This is a genomic window from Martinezella rhizogenes (genome assembly GCF_000799715.1).
GTDB lineage: Bacteria > Pseudomonadota > Alphaproteobacteria > Rhizobiales > Rhizobiaceae > Rhizobium > Rhizobium rhizogenes_C.
Genome location: NZ_JUHG01000015.1, coordinates 131047 through 145551, shown reverse-complemented (window position 1 = coordinate 145551; position 14505 = coordinate 131047). Strand labels below are relative to the sequence as shown.

16 protein-coding genes and 1 pseudogene are annotated in these 14505 nt (G+C 56.0%); 5 read left to right on the top strand and 12 right to left on the bottom strand.

Features of this window, described 5'->3' with window-relative positions; genetic code table 11:
• Positions 1 to 32: 32 nt before the first annotated feature.
• Positions 33 to 1025 carry a zinc-dependent alcohol dehydrogenase family protein gene (locus EX00_RS20805; RefSeq protein WP_047462160.1) on the bottom strand — a complete coding sequence of 331 codons (993 nt, stop codon included), beginning with the start codon at positions 1023 to 1025 and terminating at the stop codon, positions 33 to 35.
• Between the two features lie 308 nt (positions 1026 to 1333).
• On the opposite strand from EX00_RS20805, the gene EX00_RS32155 reads away from it, so the two are divergent.
• Both EX00_RS32155 and EX00_RS20800 read left to right on the top strand, forming a co-directional pair.
• Positions 1334 to 1456 (top strand): hypothetical protein, encoded by a 123-nt coding sequence (locus EX00_RS32155; protein ID WP_267884779.1) that lies wholly within the window; start codon positions 1334 to 1336, stop codon positions 1454 to 1456.
• Between the two features lie 28 nt (positions 1457 to 1484).
• Complete coding sequence (locus tag EX00_RS20800; RefSeq protein WP_234709070.1) at positions 1485 to 2495, top strand: ABC transporter transmembrane domain-containing protein; 1011 nt, start codon at positions 1485 to 1487, stop codon at positions 2493 to 2495.
• A gap of 91 nt (positions 2496 to 2586) precedes the next feature.
• Here the strand turns inward: EX00_RS20800 and EX00_RS20795 are convergent, their stop codons facing one another.
• A complete protein-coding gene (locus EX00_RS20795; protein ID WP_047462158.1) occupies positions 2587 to 4167 on the bottom strand; it encodes a bifunctional aminoglycoside phosphotransferase/ATP-binding protein in 1581 nt (526 codons plus the stop codon).
• A gap of 161 nt (positions 4168 to 4328) precedes the next feature.
• On the opposite strand from EX00_RS20795, the gene EX00_RS20790 reads away from it, so the two are divergent.
• On the top strand, positions 4329 to 5252 hold the full coding sequence (locus tag EX00_RS20790) for a 3'(2'),5'-bisphosphate nucleotidase CysQ family protein (RefSeq protein ID WP_234709069.1): 924 nt from the start codon (positions 4329 to 4331) through the stop codon (positions 5250 to 5252).
• A 311-nt stretch (positions 5253 to 5563) separates the two neighbouring features.
• Here the strand turns inward: EX00_RS20790 and EX00_RS31505 are convergent, their stop codons facing one another.
• The 3 genes and pseudogenes from EX00_RS31505 to EX00_RS32030 all read right to left on the bottom strand — a co-directional run.
• Positions 5564 to 5815, bottom strand: a complete 252-nt coding sequence (locus EX00_RS31505) for a hypothetical protein (protein ID WP_155294098.1) — start codon at positions 5813 to 5815, stop codon at positions 5564 to 5566.
• 112 nt (positions 5816 to 5927) lie between these two features.
• Positions 5928 to 6191 (bottom strand): DUF982 domain-containing protein, encoded by a 264-nt coding sequence (locus tag EX00_RS20785; RefSeq protein ID WP_047462153.1) that lies wholly within the window; start codon positions 6189 to 6191, stop codon positions 5928 to 5930.
• 657 nt (positions 6192 to 6848) lie between these two features.
• Positions 6849 to 6944, bottom strand: a pseudogene (locus EX00_RS32030) (AAA family ATPase); the annotation flags it as partial.
• Positions 6945 to 7303: 359 nt separating this feature from the next.
• Here EX00_RS32030 and EX00_RS20775 point away from each other — a divergent pair.
• Together EX00_RS20775 and EX00_RS20770 are read left to right on the top strand one after the other, a co-directional pair.
• Positions 7304 to 7987: a response regulator transcription factor gene (locus EX00_RS20775; protein WP_047462147.1), complete on the top strand. Its 684-nt coding sequence runs from the start codon at positions 7304 to 7306 to the stop codon at positions 7985 to 7987.
• Positions 7980 to 9323, top strand: a complete 1344-nt coding sequence (locus tag EX00_RS20770; RefSeq protein ID WP_047462144.1) for a sensor histidine kinase — start codon at positions 7980 to 7982, stop codon at positions 9321 to 9323. The genes EX00_RS20775 and EX00_RS20770 overlap by 8 nt, the downstream gene beginning before the upstream one ends.
• On the opposite strand, the gene EX00_RS20765 is transcribed toward EX00_RS20770, so the two are convergent.
• The 7 genes from EX00_RS20765 to EX00_RS20735 form a co-directional block, all read right to left on the bottom strand.
• On the bottom strand, positions 9320 to 10087 hold the full coding sequence (locus tag EX00_RS20765) for a cytochrome b/b6 domain-containing protein (RefSeq protein ID WP_052210831.1): 768 nt from the start codon (positions 10085 to 10087) through the stop codon (positions 9320 to 9322). The two genes, EX00_RS20770 and EX00_RS20765, sit on opposite strands and share 4 nt — an antisense overlap.
• A 33-nt stretch (positions 10088 to 10120) precedes the next feature.
• Positions 10121 to 10525 (bottom strand): cytochrome c, encoded by a 405-nt coding sequence (locus EX00_RS20760; RefSeq protein WP_047462141.1) that lies wholly within the window; start codon positions 10523 to 10525, stop codon positions 10121 to 10123.
• A 332-nt stretch (positions 10526 to 10857) separates the two neighbouring features.
• The gene (locus EX00_RS20755) at positions 10858 to 11286 is read right to left on the bottom strand and encodes a universal stress protein (RefSeq protein WP_047462134.1); all 429 of its coding nucleotides are present in this window, start codon (positions 11284 to 11286) and stop codon (positions 10858 to 10860) included.
• A gap of 11 nt (positions 11287 to 11297) precedes the next feature.
• The gene (locus EX00_RS20750) at positions 11298 to 11597 is read right to left on the bottom strand and encodes a hypothetical protein (protein WP_047462129.1); all 300 of its coding nucleotides are present in this window, start codon (positions 11595 to 11597) and stop codon (positions 11298 to 11300) included.
• Between the two features lie 33 nt (positions 11598 to 11630).
• Complete coding sequence (locus EX00_RS20745) at positions 11631 to 12278, bottom strand: BON domain-containing protein (protein WP_047462848.1); 648 nt, start codon at positions 12276 to 12278, stop codon at positions 11631 to 11633.
• A 204-nt stretch (positions 12279 to 12482) separates the two neighbouring features.
• Positions 12483 to 13820, bottom strand: coding sequence for a sensor histidine kinase (locus EX00_RS20740; protein WP_047462126.1), 1338 nt, complete (start codon positions 13818 to 13820; stop codon positions 12483 to 12485).
• Positions 13817 to 14494 carry a response regulator gene (locus EX00_RS20735; protein ID WP_047462123.1) on the bottom strand — a complete coding sequence of 226 codons (678 nt, stop codon included), beginning with the start codon at positions 14492 to 14494 and terminating at the stop codon, positions 13817 to 13819. The genes EX00_RS20740 and EX00_RS20735 overlap by 4 nt, the downstream gene beginning before the upstream one ends.
• Between the last annotated feature and the right edge of the window lie 11 nt (positions 14495 to 14505).

Below are 14505 nucleotides of genomic sequence, written 5' to 3'. Positions count from 1 at the left end.
GCAGGAGCGACGAGTGCCATTTTTATATCGGGCTAGCTTGCCTCGAGCACCAAGACCGCTGCGCCGACAAGACGTCCCGCGCGAAGATCGGCCAACGCCTCATTGGCCTTTTTGAGAGGATAGGCCGTGGTGTGGGTTCGCACGCCGGCCAGGCGGGCGATCGGGAAAAACTCGGCCGCATCCTCACGTGTCAAATTGGCAACCGAAACAAGCTCACGCTCGCCCCATAAAACGACATAGGGCATGGACGGTATATCACTCATGTGAATCCCGCCACACACGACCACACCGCCTTTGCGAACCGCCTTGAGTGCTACCGGCACCAGATCCCCTACGGGTGCAAATATGATGGCTGCGTCGAGCAGAACGGGCGGGTTGTCTTCCGACGAGCCGGCCCATGTCGCGCCGCACTCCAACGCAAATTGCTGCGCAGTACGGTCACCGCCGCGTGTAAAAGCATAGACCTCGCGGCCCTGCCAAACGCAAATCTGGGTCAGGATGTGCGCGGCGGCGCCGAAGCCGAAGAGACCAATTCTCTTGCCCTCGCCCGCCTTCTTGAGCGAACGCCAGCCAATCAATCCGGCACACAGCAGCGGTGCGAGCGATACGGGATCAGCTTCTGCATCGAGATCGAACGCATAGTCCGCGTCGGCCACAACATGCGTCGCGAAACCGCCGTCTCTGGTATAGCCGGTAAACTGGGGTTCGTCACAGAGGTTCTCGGCCTTCATACAGCAATATGGGCATGTTCCACATGTGTGGCCAAGCCAGGGGACACCGACACGACATCCAAGCCTCGTGGTCTCGACACCATCTCCAACGGCATCGACAATGCCGACGATCTCGTGACCGGGAATAAGCGGCAGGTTTGGATTCTCGAGATCGCCGTCCACGACATGGAGATCGGTACGGCAGACCGCACAGGCTTCCACCTTCATCCTCAGCTCGCCGGGGCCAGGTCTAGGGTCGTCTCGTTCGGCAAACACCAAGGGTTTCCCGAGTTGTTGAAGAACCATGGCTTTCATGGCTGAAGCCGATCAAAATTGCGGTTCATTTCAAAGCTCTCTATCGGAAGAAAAGACTAGAAGGCCGTCTATATCGTCAGCGTTTCAAGCCTTTTTTCCATCCATGATTATCTCCGGCGAACGGTTTGTTTTGATGCTCACTCTTTCCATACAAATGATATTTCGTCCTTGACGCAGATCAAGGTTCGGCCAGCCCGCATGCCTGCAACAGTCCGGTCAAGTTGACGCAAATCAACGCGTCCATCGCGCAAGCATGGGAGACTTCCTGCACTGTCGCAATGTTTACGCGGCCATCCAGGAGAGCGTGCGTGCAAAAACTATTGCTGATCATATTGATCATCATGATCGCAACCGTCCTCGGTATTTTGTGGGTCAAGCCGATCGCCGATAACCAGCGGCAAATTACGATTCAGAAGTCGATGACACCATAATAGCACTGGAGGCTATTCATGATGCCAAATGAGCCACATCGCGCGCTCCTTCGGAGGAAGCATCTTGCCCAAAACACTATACGGCTTCGTCTTTAGGGCTTCGGGATGGCATCAGCTCGGCGCGGCAACCTTATCCATCCTGCTCTTCGTCGCTGGCACCATTCCGCTGGAGATACAGCGGCGAATCGTCAATGCGGCAACCGAGAACGGCTCCTATCGCAGCATCGCCCTTCTGGTTCTCGCATATATGGTTCTGGCACTGACCGAAGGTGCGGTGAAACTTGTGCTCAATATCTACGGCAGCTGGATTGGAGAAGCTGCCGTCCGGTGGCTACGGCTACAAGTATTCGAGACATCATGCGTGCAGCCGAAGGATGATAACGCATCAACGACCGAGGGTGTGCAGCTTTCCATCATTCTGGCCGAAGCCGAACCAGTGGGCGGCTTCGTCGGAACAAGTATTTCAGAACCGTTGCTGCAGCTCGGCATATTGACTGCGGTTTGCGGCTACCTAGTTTATCTGCAGCCGCTCATGACCATCATCGTCATCACGATCTTTCTTCCTCAAAGTGGCTTCGTTCCTATCATGCAGGCCGCGATCAACCGACGCGTTGGGCAGAAGATCACTATCATGCGCAATGTCAGTAAGGACATTGTTGCGCTGGGACGGGCAGTTGATGCAGACGGCTCGCAAGGATCCCGCATCCGTGATGTTTTCCGGATCAATATGAGCATCTACAAGATCAAGTTCACGATGAATTTCATGATGAACCTTATGACGCAGATGGGCTACGGCGGCATCTTTGCGTTGGGTGGCTATTATGTCGTCACCGGGAAAATTGAAATCGGGACGGTCGTCGCCTTTGTGTCCGGCCTATCAAAAATAAACGATCCTTGGGGCGACCTCATCAACTGGTATCGTGATCTGAGAGTGACGCAGGTAAAATATGACCTCATATATAACGCCGCTCAGGTCGGTGCGATCACTGCCGATAACGGAGACGACATTACCGCAACATTGGCGGCGCCATGCTCCTGAAACACCGAGGCTCCCGCTCCTAATTCAAACATTACGTCTACGCCCGAGCGTCGGCAATGCTACTTTTAGCCTCCCTGTCGGGAAGCTACTGTTAGATAGCCGGGTCCATGATGACGGAAGGAACGCTTTTGCTCTCGGCTTTCAGGGCATCAGGCTCCGTCCCCGCCAAAATCGCTCCGCAGATGACGTCGACGCTCTCGGAGGCGTCAATCTTACGCCAGGCCAGTTTATCGAGACGTCGAGCGAGCTGTGTTTCGAGAACTTCAATGTTCGCATCCGAAGGGCCCCCTTGCCGCCCGCTTACCCGCCTCCAAAGCAATGCAGGATCCGTTTCAAGCCAAAACCCGTCAAACCGGATGTCTCGGTGACGTGCGGGCATTTCAATAGCGTTTCTGTGGTCGAGATCGTTGAAGACGGCATCAGCGACCACGCATCCATCATCCGCAAGAATGATATCGGTACGCAGGTTCATCTCCGCGTAAACCCTTCTGGACACGTCTGGCCGATAGGCGGCCTTTGGAAGGTGCGTTTCGGCAGGCACGCCATGCATATATTTACGAATGCGATCACTTTCGATAATCCGCGCTCCGGGAGGCGCCCCTACTTTCGGAGCAAGCGCCTCCGCAACGGTTGTCTTGCCGGAGCCACTCAGGCCGCCAATGGCGATGAGCCGCGGCGCCTTTGTTTGCAGCAATTCTTTTGCCAGCTCGAAATAGCATCGCGCATCCACGCGCAGTTTGTCCCTATTGATCACTGCCGTTTCCGCCTGGGTCGCGGTGACATGCGCCCTGACGGCAGCGCGCACGGCCATGAAGAACGGCAATAGCGCAAATCCGCTCTCGTTTTCTGACTCGTCGAAATAGCGGTTCGCAACCAGATTGGCGTGATGCAGATGGCCCCTATGCCAAAGATCCATCAGAAGAAAGGCAAGATCGTAGAGCACATCGACCGTGGCGATGGCATCGTTGAACTCAATACAGTCGAACAGACGCGGTTGGCCATCGAGAAGGCAAATGTTGCGCAAATGCAGATCGCCGTGGCATCGCTTTATCTTCCCCGCAGCGCCGCGCTCCCGCAATCGATCGGCGTGCCGTTTAAGCCGATCTCGAAAGAGCAGGCTGAGCTCCGCCACCTCACTGTCAGTGAACAGAGTACTGGTGGCAAAGCCCGCTTCATTGACGGCCAGGACCGCGTCCATCTGGCTGACGCCGTCCACACCTGATACGGCGATGGCATCTTGATGAAAGCACACAATCATCCTTGCGGTCGACGTCATCAGATCATCGGTAAGCCTATCGGCTTCTGCAAGTCTGTCGAACAGGAGATCCTGGTCGAAACGGACCATTTCCACCACAGCGTCGGTGCATTCGCCGCTTTCCGCGAAACAAATGGCCCCGTTTATGTCTCTGACGAGCTTTTTGACACCAAGATAGAGCCCGGGCGCGGTTCGGCTATTCAGCTCCATTTCCTTCTGGCATGCAGTCAGCCGCAAGGACGCCGTGGAGAAATCGACATAAGGAAAACTTACAGCTTTTTTCATCTTATAGGCGCGGGCGCCCGCTAGGAAAATTCGGGAAATATGTGTCTCGATCATCTCCACAGGCGAGGCAAGCCCATAGGATTTCGGATCGCTTAGGAAGGCTACAGCCGCCTGCTGGTCTTCGACAATCATCGCTGCTTCTCCGCCTTCTACCCGTTCAATCTCAAATCGGGCCGTCGCTTTCCCCTTACGCTCCCCCAAGCTGGCGAGAGCAACGACCCGAACGCCCCGTTGACTAGGCACAATGCCGACGAGGCGCCTCTAACAAAGCAGACCCGGCGTCAGATGCATTGATGAAAATCAAGGTTCCTGTGTCCGGCATATTTAGAATGGATCGTCTGGCCATATTTTCGGAGACACCACAGATGTATCATCCCTCCCGCGAGCAATTGATCCGAGCCTTGTTGCCGTTCGTTCGCCAGGCGGGAGACGCTGCTATGGCACAATGGAGGACGGTAAGTCCGACGATCACAAAGCCAGACGGGTCACCCGTTACTGCGGCCGACCTCGAGTGCGACTGGATATTGTGCGGAGCCTGTGCACGGCTCGCCGCACATATTCCGGTTCTAAGCGAAGAAAATTGCGCCCTCCCGCCGTTGGTCGAAGACCAGGTCTTCATTATCGATCCAATTGACGGCACAAAGGAATTCATCGCCGGTAGAAAAGACTTCACGATCAACATCGCTTTGATCGAGAAAGGTATCCCGACCGCCGCGATCATATATGCGCCGGCTCATCATCGCCTCTTCTATTGCGAAGGCCAGGGACTGGCCTTCGAAGAAGATCGCAAGGGCCATTGCCGGCAACTTCCATCTCTCGTCAAATCCGGGGAAACGCTACGCGTTGTCGTCAGCCGCTCTCATCTCGACGAGAGGACGCGCCAGTTGCTGAGCAAGCTTGCGCCATCGTCGGTTCAGCAGGTTGGATCGTCATTGAAGTTCGCCCTCATTGCCACCGGTGAAGCGGATTTCTATCCACGTTTGTCACCGACGATGATCTGGGATTGCGCAGCCGGTCAAGCTTTGATCGGTGCTGTGGGAGGTGTGGTCCTGCGACCGAATGGCGAACATCTTCGCTACGATGTTGGCGGAGGGAATATGGTCGATGGATTCATGGCAAGCGCCACTGCAGAATTCGCTCTTGCTGCAGCCAACATCGTTGCATCGATGCCGATGAGCCCAGCATCGGCCGGTCGCGCCACGCAAGCAGCGGATTAGATTTGGCAACCCGCGACCAATGCAGCGAAAGGCGTAACAATGTTCATATTGTCACGCCTTGTCATAAACTGTCGCAAGTGCGCCGATCTAAGATCTTAGGTTCGCTGCTTCTCGGGAGTGAAGCGCCGGCAGACGCAAAACCGGACGTCCAGATAGATCTTTCGTCCGGCCGCCAGGGGTATTTGAAGGATACGCGATCGACGTCTTGAATGCGTCCTCGGTTGCCCTCGTCGCACGAGGACGGCGACGTTTGACCACGGTAACCGCCTTATGTTTTGACACGATATCTTCCTTTTGAAGGTAGTTAGAAATCAAAAACCATTGCCTTTTGTCGGAGGTATATAGAGATCAGGATAACCCAGCCGCGGTGCGCCGGTTCGCTTTTCCAATTTGGTTGATGATCCCTGTTTTGCGTCTTTCGGCTTGTCGGAACCACTGGATTGGTAAGCGTAGGCGCTATAGATAACGCCAGCGATCGCTGCGCTCAGCAGAGCTACACGCATGTTTTTCTTCCCTTTGACAAAACTATCGTGCGAGTTAAATTTTGAAGCATCAGTCGGCATGGAATCGCCGCTGATCGTTCGTCATTAGTTGATATGCGCTCCCGAGACATCCGACCTTGATATACGTCAACGAACGGATCCTACGACGATAGCCATGCATTTTGAGCAGGCATCAACCAACAACCGAAATATATAAAATATGCTCCTCGTCAGCCGCGCGGATAAGCGCATCCCTGACTGCATCCGGGGGAATGACGTCGTACAGCGCGTCCAGACAAGCCATGACTGCCGCAAAGTACTCCTCGCCGTCGTCGCTGGGCCAATCTGAGATCAGCGTCACTGCCGCATCCCTGACCGTCCTGATGACTCTGCACTTTTCTCCGCCACGCACGACGAGCCTCAGCGTGGAAAACTGATGCGATGTATGCCGTTTCATAACCCATGGTCTCCGGAATGCGAGAATATGAGCAACCACGCGAAACGCATTACAAACTGGAGTGATTGCCAACGGAACAAATATCAAGGTGCCCGGACCGAGACTTTGATATCTCGCAAAAATGCCGCCGTAACGGCGATGCATTCAAACGCACAACGGCTGTAGAGCTCCTGTGACACCAGCCAGCAGCAGCAACAGTACGCGACACCTGATGCATTCTATGTTTCGTGACGGGCTCTTTCACAACCTGAAGAGGTTAAGAACCCCATGCGCCATTTTGCGCATGGGACAATGTTCACTACGCCCAATTTTCATAAGAACCGTATCAAGTCGGTGAGTAGGTCATCCGTTCGACATTGATATGGTTCAATGTCGGTTTGCTCGCTGGATGCAATCGTTTGAACCTATTCAAAAAAGAGAGTTCGAATGTCGCGTTTCCAAACCATTTGCCCGATTGTTATTGCGCTTCTGGCGCCATCAACTATCAGCTTCGCTCAAGAAGCCCCATCCGCCAACATTGCATTCTCCGGTGGCAGTGTCGCAGCCGGCGTTGGATATACTTGGGGCAGTGGAACTTCGTTGTTCAAAGGTAAGCCCCACCCCTTCACAGCTTCGGGGCTTAGCGTCGTTGATATTGGCGTCAATCGTATCGATGGCAACCTTGCGGCGATCCCGTTCGATCATCTCCCTTTCGGAAAGCCGGAGCAGGTACCCGACATGATCGACACCCTCTGTGGCGCATAGCCGAGCGAGAGTGTTGTTTGGCAGACGTTCCCCAGATTCGCTTCCGTGATGGCGCTGCGGAGCGGTACACTCCCTGTTGAGCTTGAAACCATTGCCCTGCAGGGCCTCACTTCCAACGTCTTGCAGGGCTAACGGGCGTTCGCGCGGTCGACGTTGCGTTTCTCGCGAACAGCTTTCACTGTTTATATCCTTTTAAAGTGCCTGGGCATTCGATTTTGGCGCTTCATCGTGCAGCAACGCTCCAGATTTAGATGTTCTTGCAAAATTCCGCTGGAATCCTATCGTTCGTTAGCCTCAGTTGATAGGAGGCGGTGCTGATGGCGTATCACTGTGACGTGCGACAGCTATCTTTGTAGATCAGGATTCGTATGCGATTGTTGCTAGTCGAGGATAGCGCGCGTCTGCGCGATCTGCTGGCCGAAAGCGTCCATCAGATGGGTTGGCGCCTGGATAGTGTGGCGACGATAGGCGACGCACATTTGGCAACACAAACGGTCAGCTATGACTTGGCCTTGGTGGACCTAGGCTTACCGGATGGCGACGGTTTGGATCTCATTCGGGAACTACGCCGCGACGATTTTACCGCACCCATCCTCGTCATCACCGCACGCGGTTCGATCGAGGATCGCGTGGCTGCCCTCGATGGCGGCGCCGATGACTATCTCGTCAAGCCGTTCAATCACATCGAGCTGCTCGCACGCTGCCGCGCCCTTCTACGCCGCAGAGCGCCGAACTACATTGAATCCATTGTCGTTGGCGGCCTGTCTTTCGATCCCGCCAACGGTGTCGTTGCAGTGGGCGGCGAACCGCTCGCTGTCGCACCGCGCGAACGGTCCGTCCTGGAACTGCTACTTCGCAACGCCGGCCGGGTCACTCCCAAGCAATTGATCGAAAGCAAACTCTCCGAATTCGGCGACGACATCTCGACCAATGCCGTGGAATTGGCGGTCTCGCGTTTGCGCCGCCGTCTCGCCCCATTCGATTTGCCCATCAGCATCGAGACAATACGCGGCATCGGTTATTTGCTGCGGGAAAAGCGGCAAGATGGCTGATCGAACTGCCCAACCGCAAACGCTGATCCGGATCATCACGCTTCGCATTGCGCTCTTTGCAACGCTTGCCATGGCGATACAGGCAGCACTCGTCTTTGCGGACTACTACTTCGACAACGAGCAGCTAGCGACGTTGATGATCGAGCGTGAAACCGGAAAGCTGTCGAAAGGTTTCGAACGCCGGCGTGACGAAGCGCCCTACAAGCTGCCGGACGACCTCCACCGTTACGGCGCCCGGGATGGCTTCTATATCACCCGCATCCGCACGCCTTCCGGTCAGGTTCTCTATACGAACTGCGACACGCGTTGCGACAATCACCTGCTGCCGCAGGAGGTCAACCCGCCGGACCTCTGGTCTCGTATGCTGAGCGACGGCAAGCCGCTCGCCATCGCTGGCGGCAAGACCTATGAAATCCATGGGGACAAGATTTTTATCGAAATTGCAATCCTGCACGACAGCGACGGCATCATGTGGGCTGTGATCGGGCGTGAGTTTGCGGATCATCTCGCCACCCCGATGGCGATCATGCTGTTTTTCGTTCTCGGCGGCACCTTGTTGTCAATCCACCGAGCCCTGCGCCCTGTTGCAAAGGCAGCGCAAGAAGCCGGCCATCTCGATCCGCTCGATCCAAGCCATCTGATCAACCAGACCGGCATGCCACGCGAAATTGCCGATCTTGCCGCCGCCGTGAACCGGAGCCTTGCACGCATCGGTACGCTCATGAAGTCACAGCGTCTGTTTACTACGGCTGTTGCACATGAAATCCGCACACCATTGGCGATGATGAAGCTGGAACTGGGCAATATCGAACATCCGCGGGCGCGCAAGATCGAGACCGATCTCGACGCGCTGGCGGGTTTCGTCGGCCAGATCACGGCGTTGGGGCGGCTCGAAAGCGCTGACCGCGCCGTGTTCCGGCTGGTCGATCTGGCAAAGCTAGCCGATTGGGTGGTCACCGATATCGCACCCCTTGTCTATGACCTCAATCACACTATCGCCTACAGCAATCTTGGTGCCGGCTCTGTTGAAGGTCACACGCCACTGCTTCAGGACGCGTTGCGCAATCTCATCGAAAACGCCGTCAAACATACGCAGGAGGGTGCGGCCATCGAGGTCATCGCTGGCCCCGGCCTGCGCTTGACGGTCAAGGATGACGCTGGTGTTTTTGACGCACCGGCACAGGTCCCGTTTGGCGATCTCAAAGCCGACCATATGGGTATCGGCCTTGAGATCGTACGCCGGATCATGGCATTGCATAAGGGACGACTCGAAATCGAAGTGGAGCCCGGCCATCTCACAGCCATGACGCTCCTATTTGACCCGCCCAAACCCTAAATTGATGCAAAGAAGCTGCCGCCAAATAGCGTGACGGCGCCATAAACCAGGCCAAAGGCAATCAGAAGACAGACAGCGGCGGCAGGAAGCGAGCCACCCGTCGCCTCTTTATAGTCGACATAGGCTTCGCGCCGTTTGCGACCGGTGATCATGGCGCCGATGAGATTTTCACGCTTGACGAACTGATAGTAGAAGTTTGCAACGATATGCAGTCCAACCAAGGCAAGGATGGCGAAATAGAACCACGCAGCATGGACCGAAGCGGTCCAACTCGAAACGGTATCGCCCACCAGTCCGGCAAAAGGTCCAGAGGCCGTCACTCCGTCGCTGGAGAACAGCCCAAGGAGGACTTGTACGCCACAAACAACGAGCAGACCGATAACCATCAGGCCACCGGCGGGATTGTGACCGAGATAATGCTTCGCCCTGTTGCGCCGTAACGCCTTGAGATAGGCCCATACGGCGGCGGGAGAGCGTACGAAACCAGAAAACCGAGCCGTTGAACTACCGAAAACACCCCAGAGGACACGGTAGACCACCAGCACGAGAACGCCGTAGCCGGCCGCTTTGTGAACGGTCATATCCGGATCGTTGAAACCGCTTGAGACCCAGGCCGTCAGGACCAAAGCGACGAGCGACCATTTGAACAGACGCGTGGGCAGGTCCCAGGCACGAACGACATCACTCTTGGCAGATGAAGTCTTGCCGCCATTCTCGGCGGGTGGTTCGCAATAGGGTTCATATGCGGATCTTTGTTCGCTCATGTGGAGTTTCCTGTTCGGGAAGATTTTCAGCGGCTATTTGTAAGCCGTGTGGCAGGACTTACATTCGGCTGCCACCGCTACGAATGCCTTGCGAAATGAAGCCTTGTCCTGTGCCTGTTGGCTCGCGGTATTGGCGATCATCGCCATCCTGCTGAAGCGGGCATGGAGATCTTTTTCCTTGGTGCCGTTCTGATTCGCAAACATGGCGTCGGCGGCCGCAGCATCCGCCGCGTAGCGCTGCAGAACCTGTTCGGCGGCTTTGCTATCGAAGTTGGCAAGCACTGCCTTGGCTGAGGTCGTGTTATCGCCCATGCTGCCCATGATACTCTTGAGCGAAGCAGCGACGGCCGGCCCCACTAGCACGGTGAAAACAAGACCGACTCCGACATAGCGACTAAGTTTGGAGGATGATTTTCGCGATTCTGTCATGACGCTCATTTTCCGTTGATTTCCAAAGGGGTTTCATTTGGCAGGCACCGGATGATTGACGGCAACGACCAAACTGCAGCTCTCAAGAGCCCTCATATCTAGGAGTGCAATTGCGGCGGAATCCACGATTACGCCCATTTTGCAGACCGCTTTCATCGTCCCATGACAGGCTTTTGACAGGGTCGTCGGGCGTGATCACATTGATTGGAAGATCTGAGACAAACCGTATGTCTTGATATCGAGGGCTGTGATCAGCCGCGAGATGCGTCCTCAAGCTTTACGCTTACGCGATCAGTCGGGTGATGCTGCCGTCTCTGTCCAGCATTTGACAGGCTGGATATCTACTGTTTCGCCGCGGGCATAAGCCGATCGATGTGAACGGAGCATTTTGCATGATGCACAATGTGGTCGACCGTCGATCCGAAGACACGATCGAGAATGTCGGGCGCGTGAGCAGCCACGACGATCAGATCGGCCTTCATTTCGGCGGCAAGGGTCAGGATCGCGTCGCCAGCGCGGCCGGTGTTAACATGGATAAGCGCCGGTACTGAAAGTTGCCTGCAAAGGAGTGAGAGCTTTTCTTCCGCCTCGCTGATTACAAAGACAGCGCGGTCATCCGGTCCTTGCTGCGCAAGGGATGGGAAGCGCTCGACGGTGTGAGCGACATGCAAGGTGCCGTCCGCGTCGAGAAGCGCGCGGGCAGTACGCAACAGATGCTCGGCCCTCTCCTTCGATCCAAGACCAACAGCACAGACAATCGTCTTATACATGTCTCCACCTCTCAAAAGAGATCCTTACCGCCCGTGCCGACAAACTCGGTTCGAAATCCCAGCGCTTGCGCCTGCTTCAGAAATTGGTCCGCGCTCAGTATATCCACCTTGAAGCTGTCGCCCAGAGACTGACCGAGAGGATAGCACAATTCGTCGCGAACCCATGCTTGGGCGCGGAGCGACAGAACCGTGATTTCCCATTTGTTGCTGTCGGCTCGGTCGAGGCGAAAGTCGCAGTTTTGATGATGCGGGAGGGGACAACCGGCGCCCGCAAGGAGCGCTTCGCTCGTTCGTGTGCAATCCATGCTCATGATGTTCGTATCCTCTCTTGTGTCGAAAGCTGATCAGTTTATGGACAGCTGATCATCGAGCGCGTAGACGCCTGGGGCCGACCAGGCGGCACGTTCCGCCGCAAGTCGTTCGGACCAAGTCCTGACATTGCCTTTCAAGGTGACCTTGCCGCCCGAAACGTCCACCTGGATGGCTTGCGCCTGCAGGTCCGAATCGCGTTCCAGGGCATCTTTAATGCGCCTCCTGACGTCGGCGGCGCTGATCCCAGGGACGACCTCTACAAGGTTGGAAACGCCGACAACGCCGGCTAGATCCTTGATTGCATCAGCGGCGGCATTCCTTTGATACTGCCATTCAACCTTGCCAGTTAGAGTGACAACGCCCCTGCACACCCGGACCTGCACTGCTTCCTTCGGGATGGAAATATTCCAATCCACCATTTTGACTGCTCGTCGGGCAATGTCGTCGTCATCTGTCTTCCTTGCACCCAAAATGTGCACTTCCATCTCTTGGGCTATGCCGCGAACGCCTTTCACACGTCTCACCACTTTCTCTGCAGCTTCCTTCTCCGCATATGTGCGGACGTGGCCGGTGAGAGTGACGATACCGTCTCGCGTCACGACACCGATGTCGGCAGCATCGACCCTCGGCTCGAATTCAAGGGCGTCCAGAATATTCTGTCTCAGAGTGATGTCGTCCATAGCCTTCTCCTTGAGATTCCATTGGCAGAAGAAGGATATGGCCAGCCAGAGATTGCAACATTGATCAAGGTCAAGCAACTGAGGAGGATCGAAGCTGGTTGGCTTAGACAACGGAAAGCAAAGGAGCTGCATCGGCAGGTCCGGCGACTGCCAAACCACAGCTTTCCACCAAGGTAGCCTATACCGAACATGAAGATTCCATTCTCAGGACGCGTTCTGATGGATCGGAAATTCCATCGTCGCGGATGCTCCGCCCTCTGGCAAATTGGCGAGTTTGAGATCGCCTCCGTGAGCAATCATCGTCTCCTTCACGATCGATAGGCCAAGCCCGAGACCGCCCGATCCGCTGTCGGGTTTACCGACAGCCACCGCCGGTTCGAGCCATCGCGCCGGATATCCTGGGCCGGAATCGGAGACCGTGATGCCGTATCGAAAGATCGTCACGGTAATTGTCGTACCAGGAGGCGTATGGTTCAGCGCATTCTCAATGAGGTTGCGCAGGGCTCGAAAGATGAAGTCGAATGCGCCGCTGACCACGACGGGCTCTAAGGGCGACTGCAACTCGATGTCGCGGCCCTTGGAAAGAATGACCGGTGCAAGGAATGCCGCTGTCCGCTGCCCGATATCACCAAGATCGACCCGGTCGCTCGTCTCAAAATGCAGGCCACCGATCCTGACGCGATCGACCAATTGACCGACCAGCCGCTCTACACCCTCGAAATCCTCCTCGACTTTCCGTGCGAAGGTATCTTGCGAGAGCGCAAGGCGAGCCTTGATAATCGCAAACGGCGTCCGAAGCTCATGGGCAAGATGGATCGAGAACTGCTCAAGTGACAGAAATCCCGCCTGCAAGCGATCGAGCGCTTCGTTGACCGCGCTCACCAATGCCAGCACATCCTCCGGCATCCCGGTTTCCGTCAGCCGCGCCGCTGTGCTGGAGGGCCCGATTTGCCGTGCCTCCTCGGCCGCCTGGCTCAATGGCTTCAGCGCGAATTTCAGCACGAGGATGTTGACCAGCAGAAGAAGACAAACAAATGGGATCCATATCCAGGCGATGTCGGTGACGAACTCCTCCAGCACGGTATCGAAAATGACGTGCTCCCGCGGGAAGGCGATTTGCGCAAAATGCGCGGGATTATCGCCATCAAGTTGCATTGAGATGCCAAAAAGGGCTCTCACTTTGCCGTGCCCCGGGAGCAGAAAGTACCGAACTTTCTGGTTCGAGACAGGAACCAGTGGCTGATTCAACGTCTCCGAACTGACAAGGACTTTACCCACATCCGTCACTATGGCGAATTGTCCACGCAGTTCCCTGATCCGCGCTCTCAAGGCAGATGCCGGTCTACCGGCGAGTTGCGGATCCGACACGAACTGGCGCTGCATGTCCTGTGCGAAGGTCGAAAGCGTTTCCTCCCGAAAGGCGTCATTGGCCGACTGGAAACGGACGTACAAGAAAAGAACACTCGCAACGACAGCAACCAGTGCGACAATAGACATTGCAACGACGAGCCGCCTGAATAGCGTCAGTCGGCGAAACGTCATGAACGCCCCTCCGTCAGCATGTAGCCGACGCCTCGCATGTTATGAATATCGATCGCAGCGCCCGCAGCCTGGAGCTTTTTGCGCAACCGATGGATGAGAACCTCGACTGCGTTGGAGCTCAGTTCCTCGCCGAAGCCATAGATCGACTCCTCGACATCAGCCTTGGAGAGAACCCTGTTGAATCTTCGAAGAAACAATTCCAGAGCGGCAAATTCCCGGCGACTGAGCTGCAGTTCGGTCTCCCCGACCTTGGCAACATGCTGCGAAAGATCAAGATGGACGTTGCGCTCGCCGAGGATCGTATCGTGGCGCAGCGCTGGGCGACGCATCAAGGCACGAACGCGCGAGATCAACACGCCCATGACGAAGGGCTTGACGAGATAATCATCGGCACCGCTGTCGAGCGCATCGATAATCGAACTTGCGGCATCGCGTGCCGTCAGGATGAGAATAGGCGTTGAGGGCGTCCGGCGGCGCGCAGGTTCGAGCAAGGACAGGCCGTCGCGATCCGGCAAGCCGAGATCGAGGATGACCGCCTCATAGCTGATGTTGGATATAGCCTCCTCGGCATCGCTGGCTGAACTGACCCAATCGACGGCAAAACCATGGGAACGCATTGCCTCGCTTGTCAGTGAAGCGAGCTTGGCATTGTCTTCAACGAGCAACACACGCATGAACCAGTCCA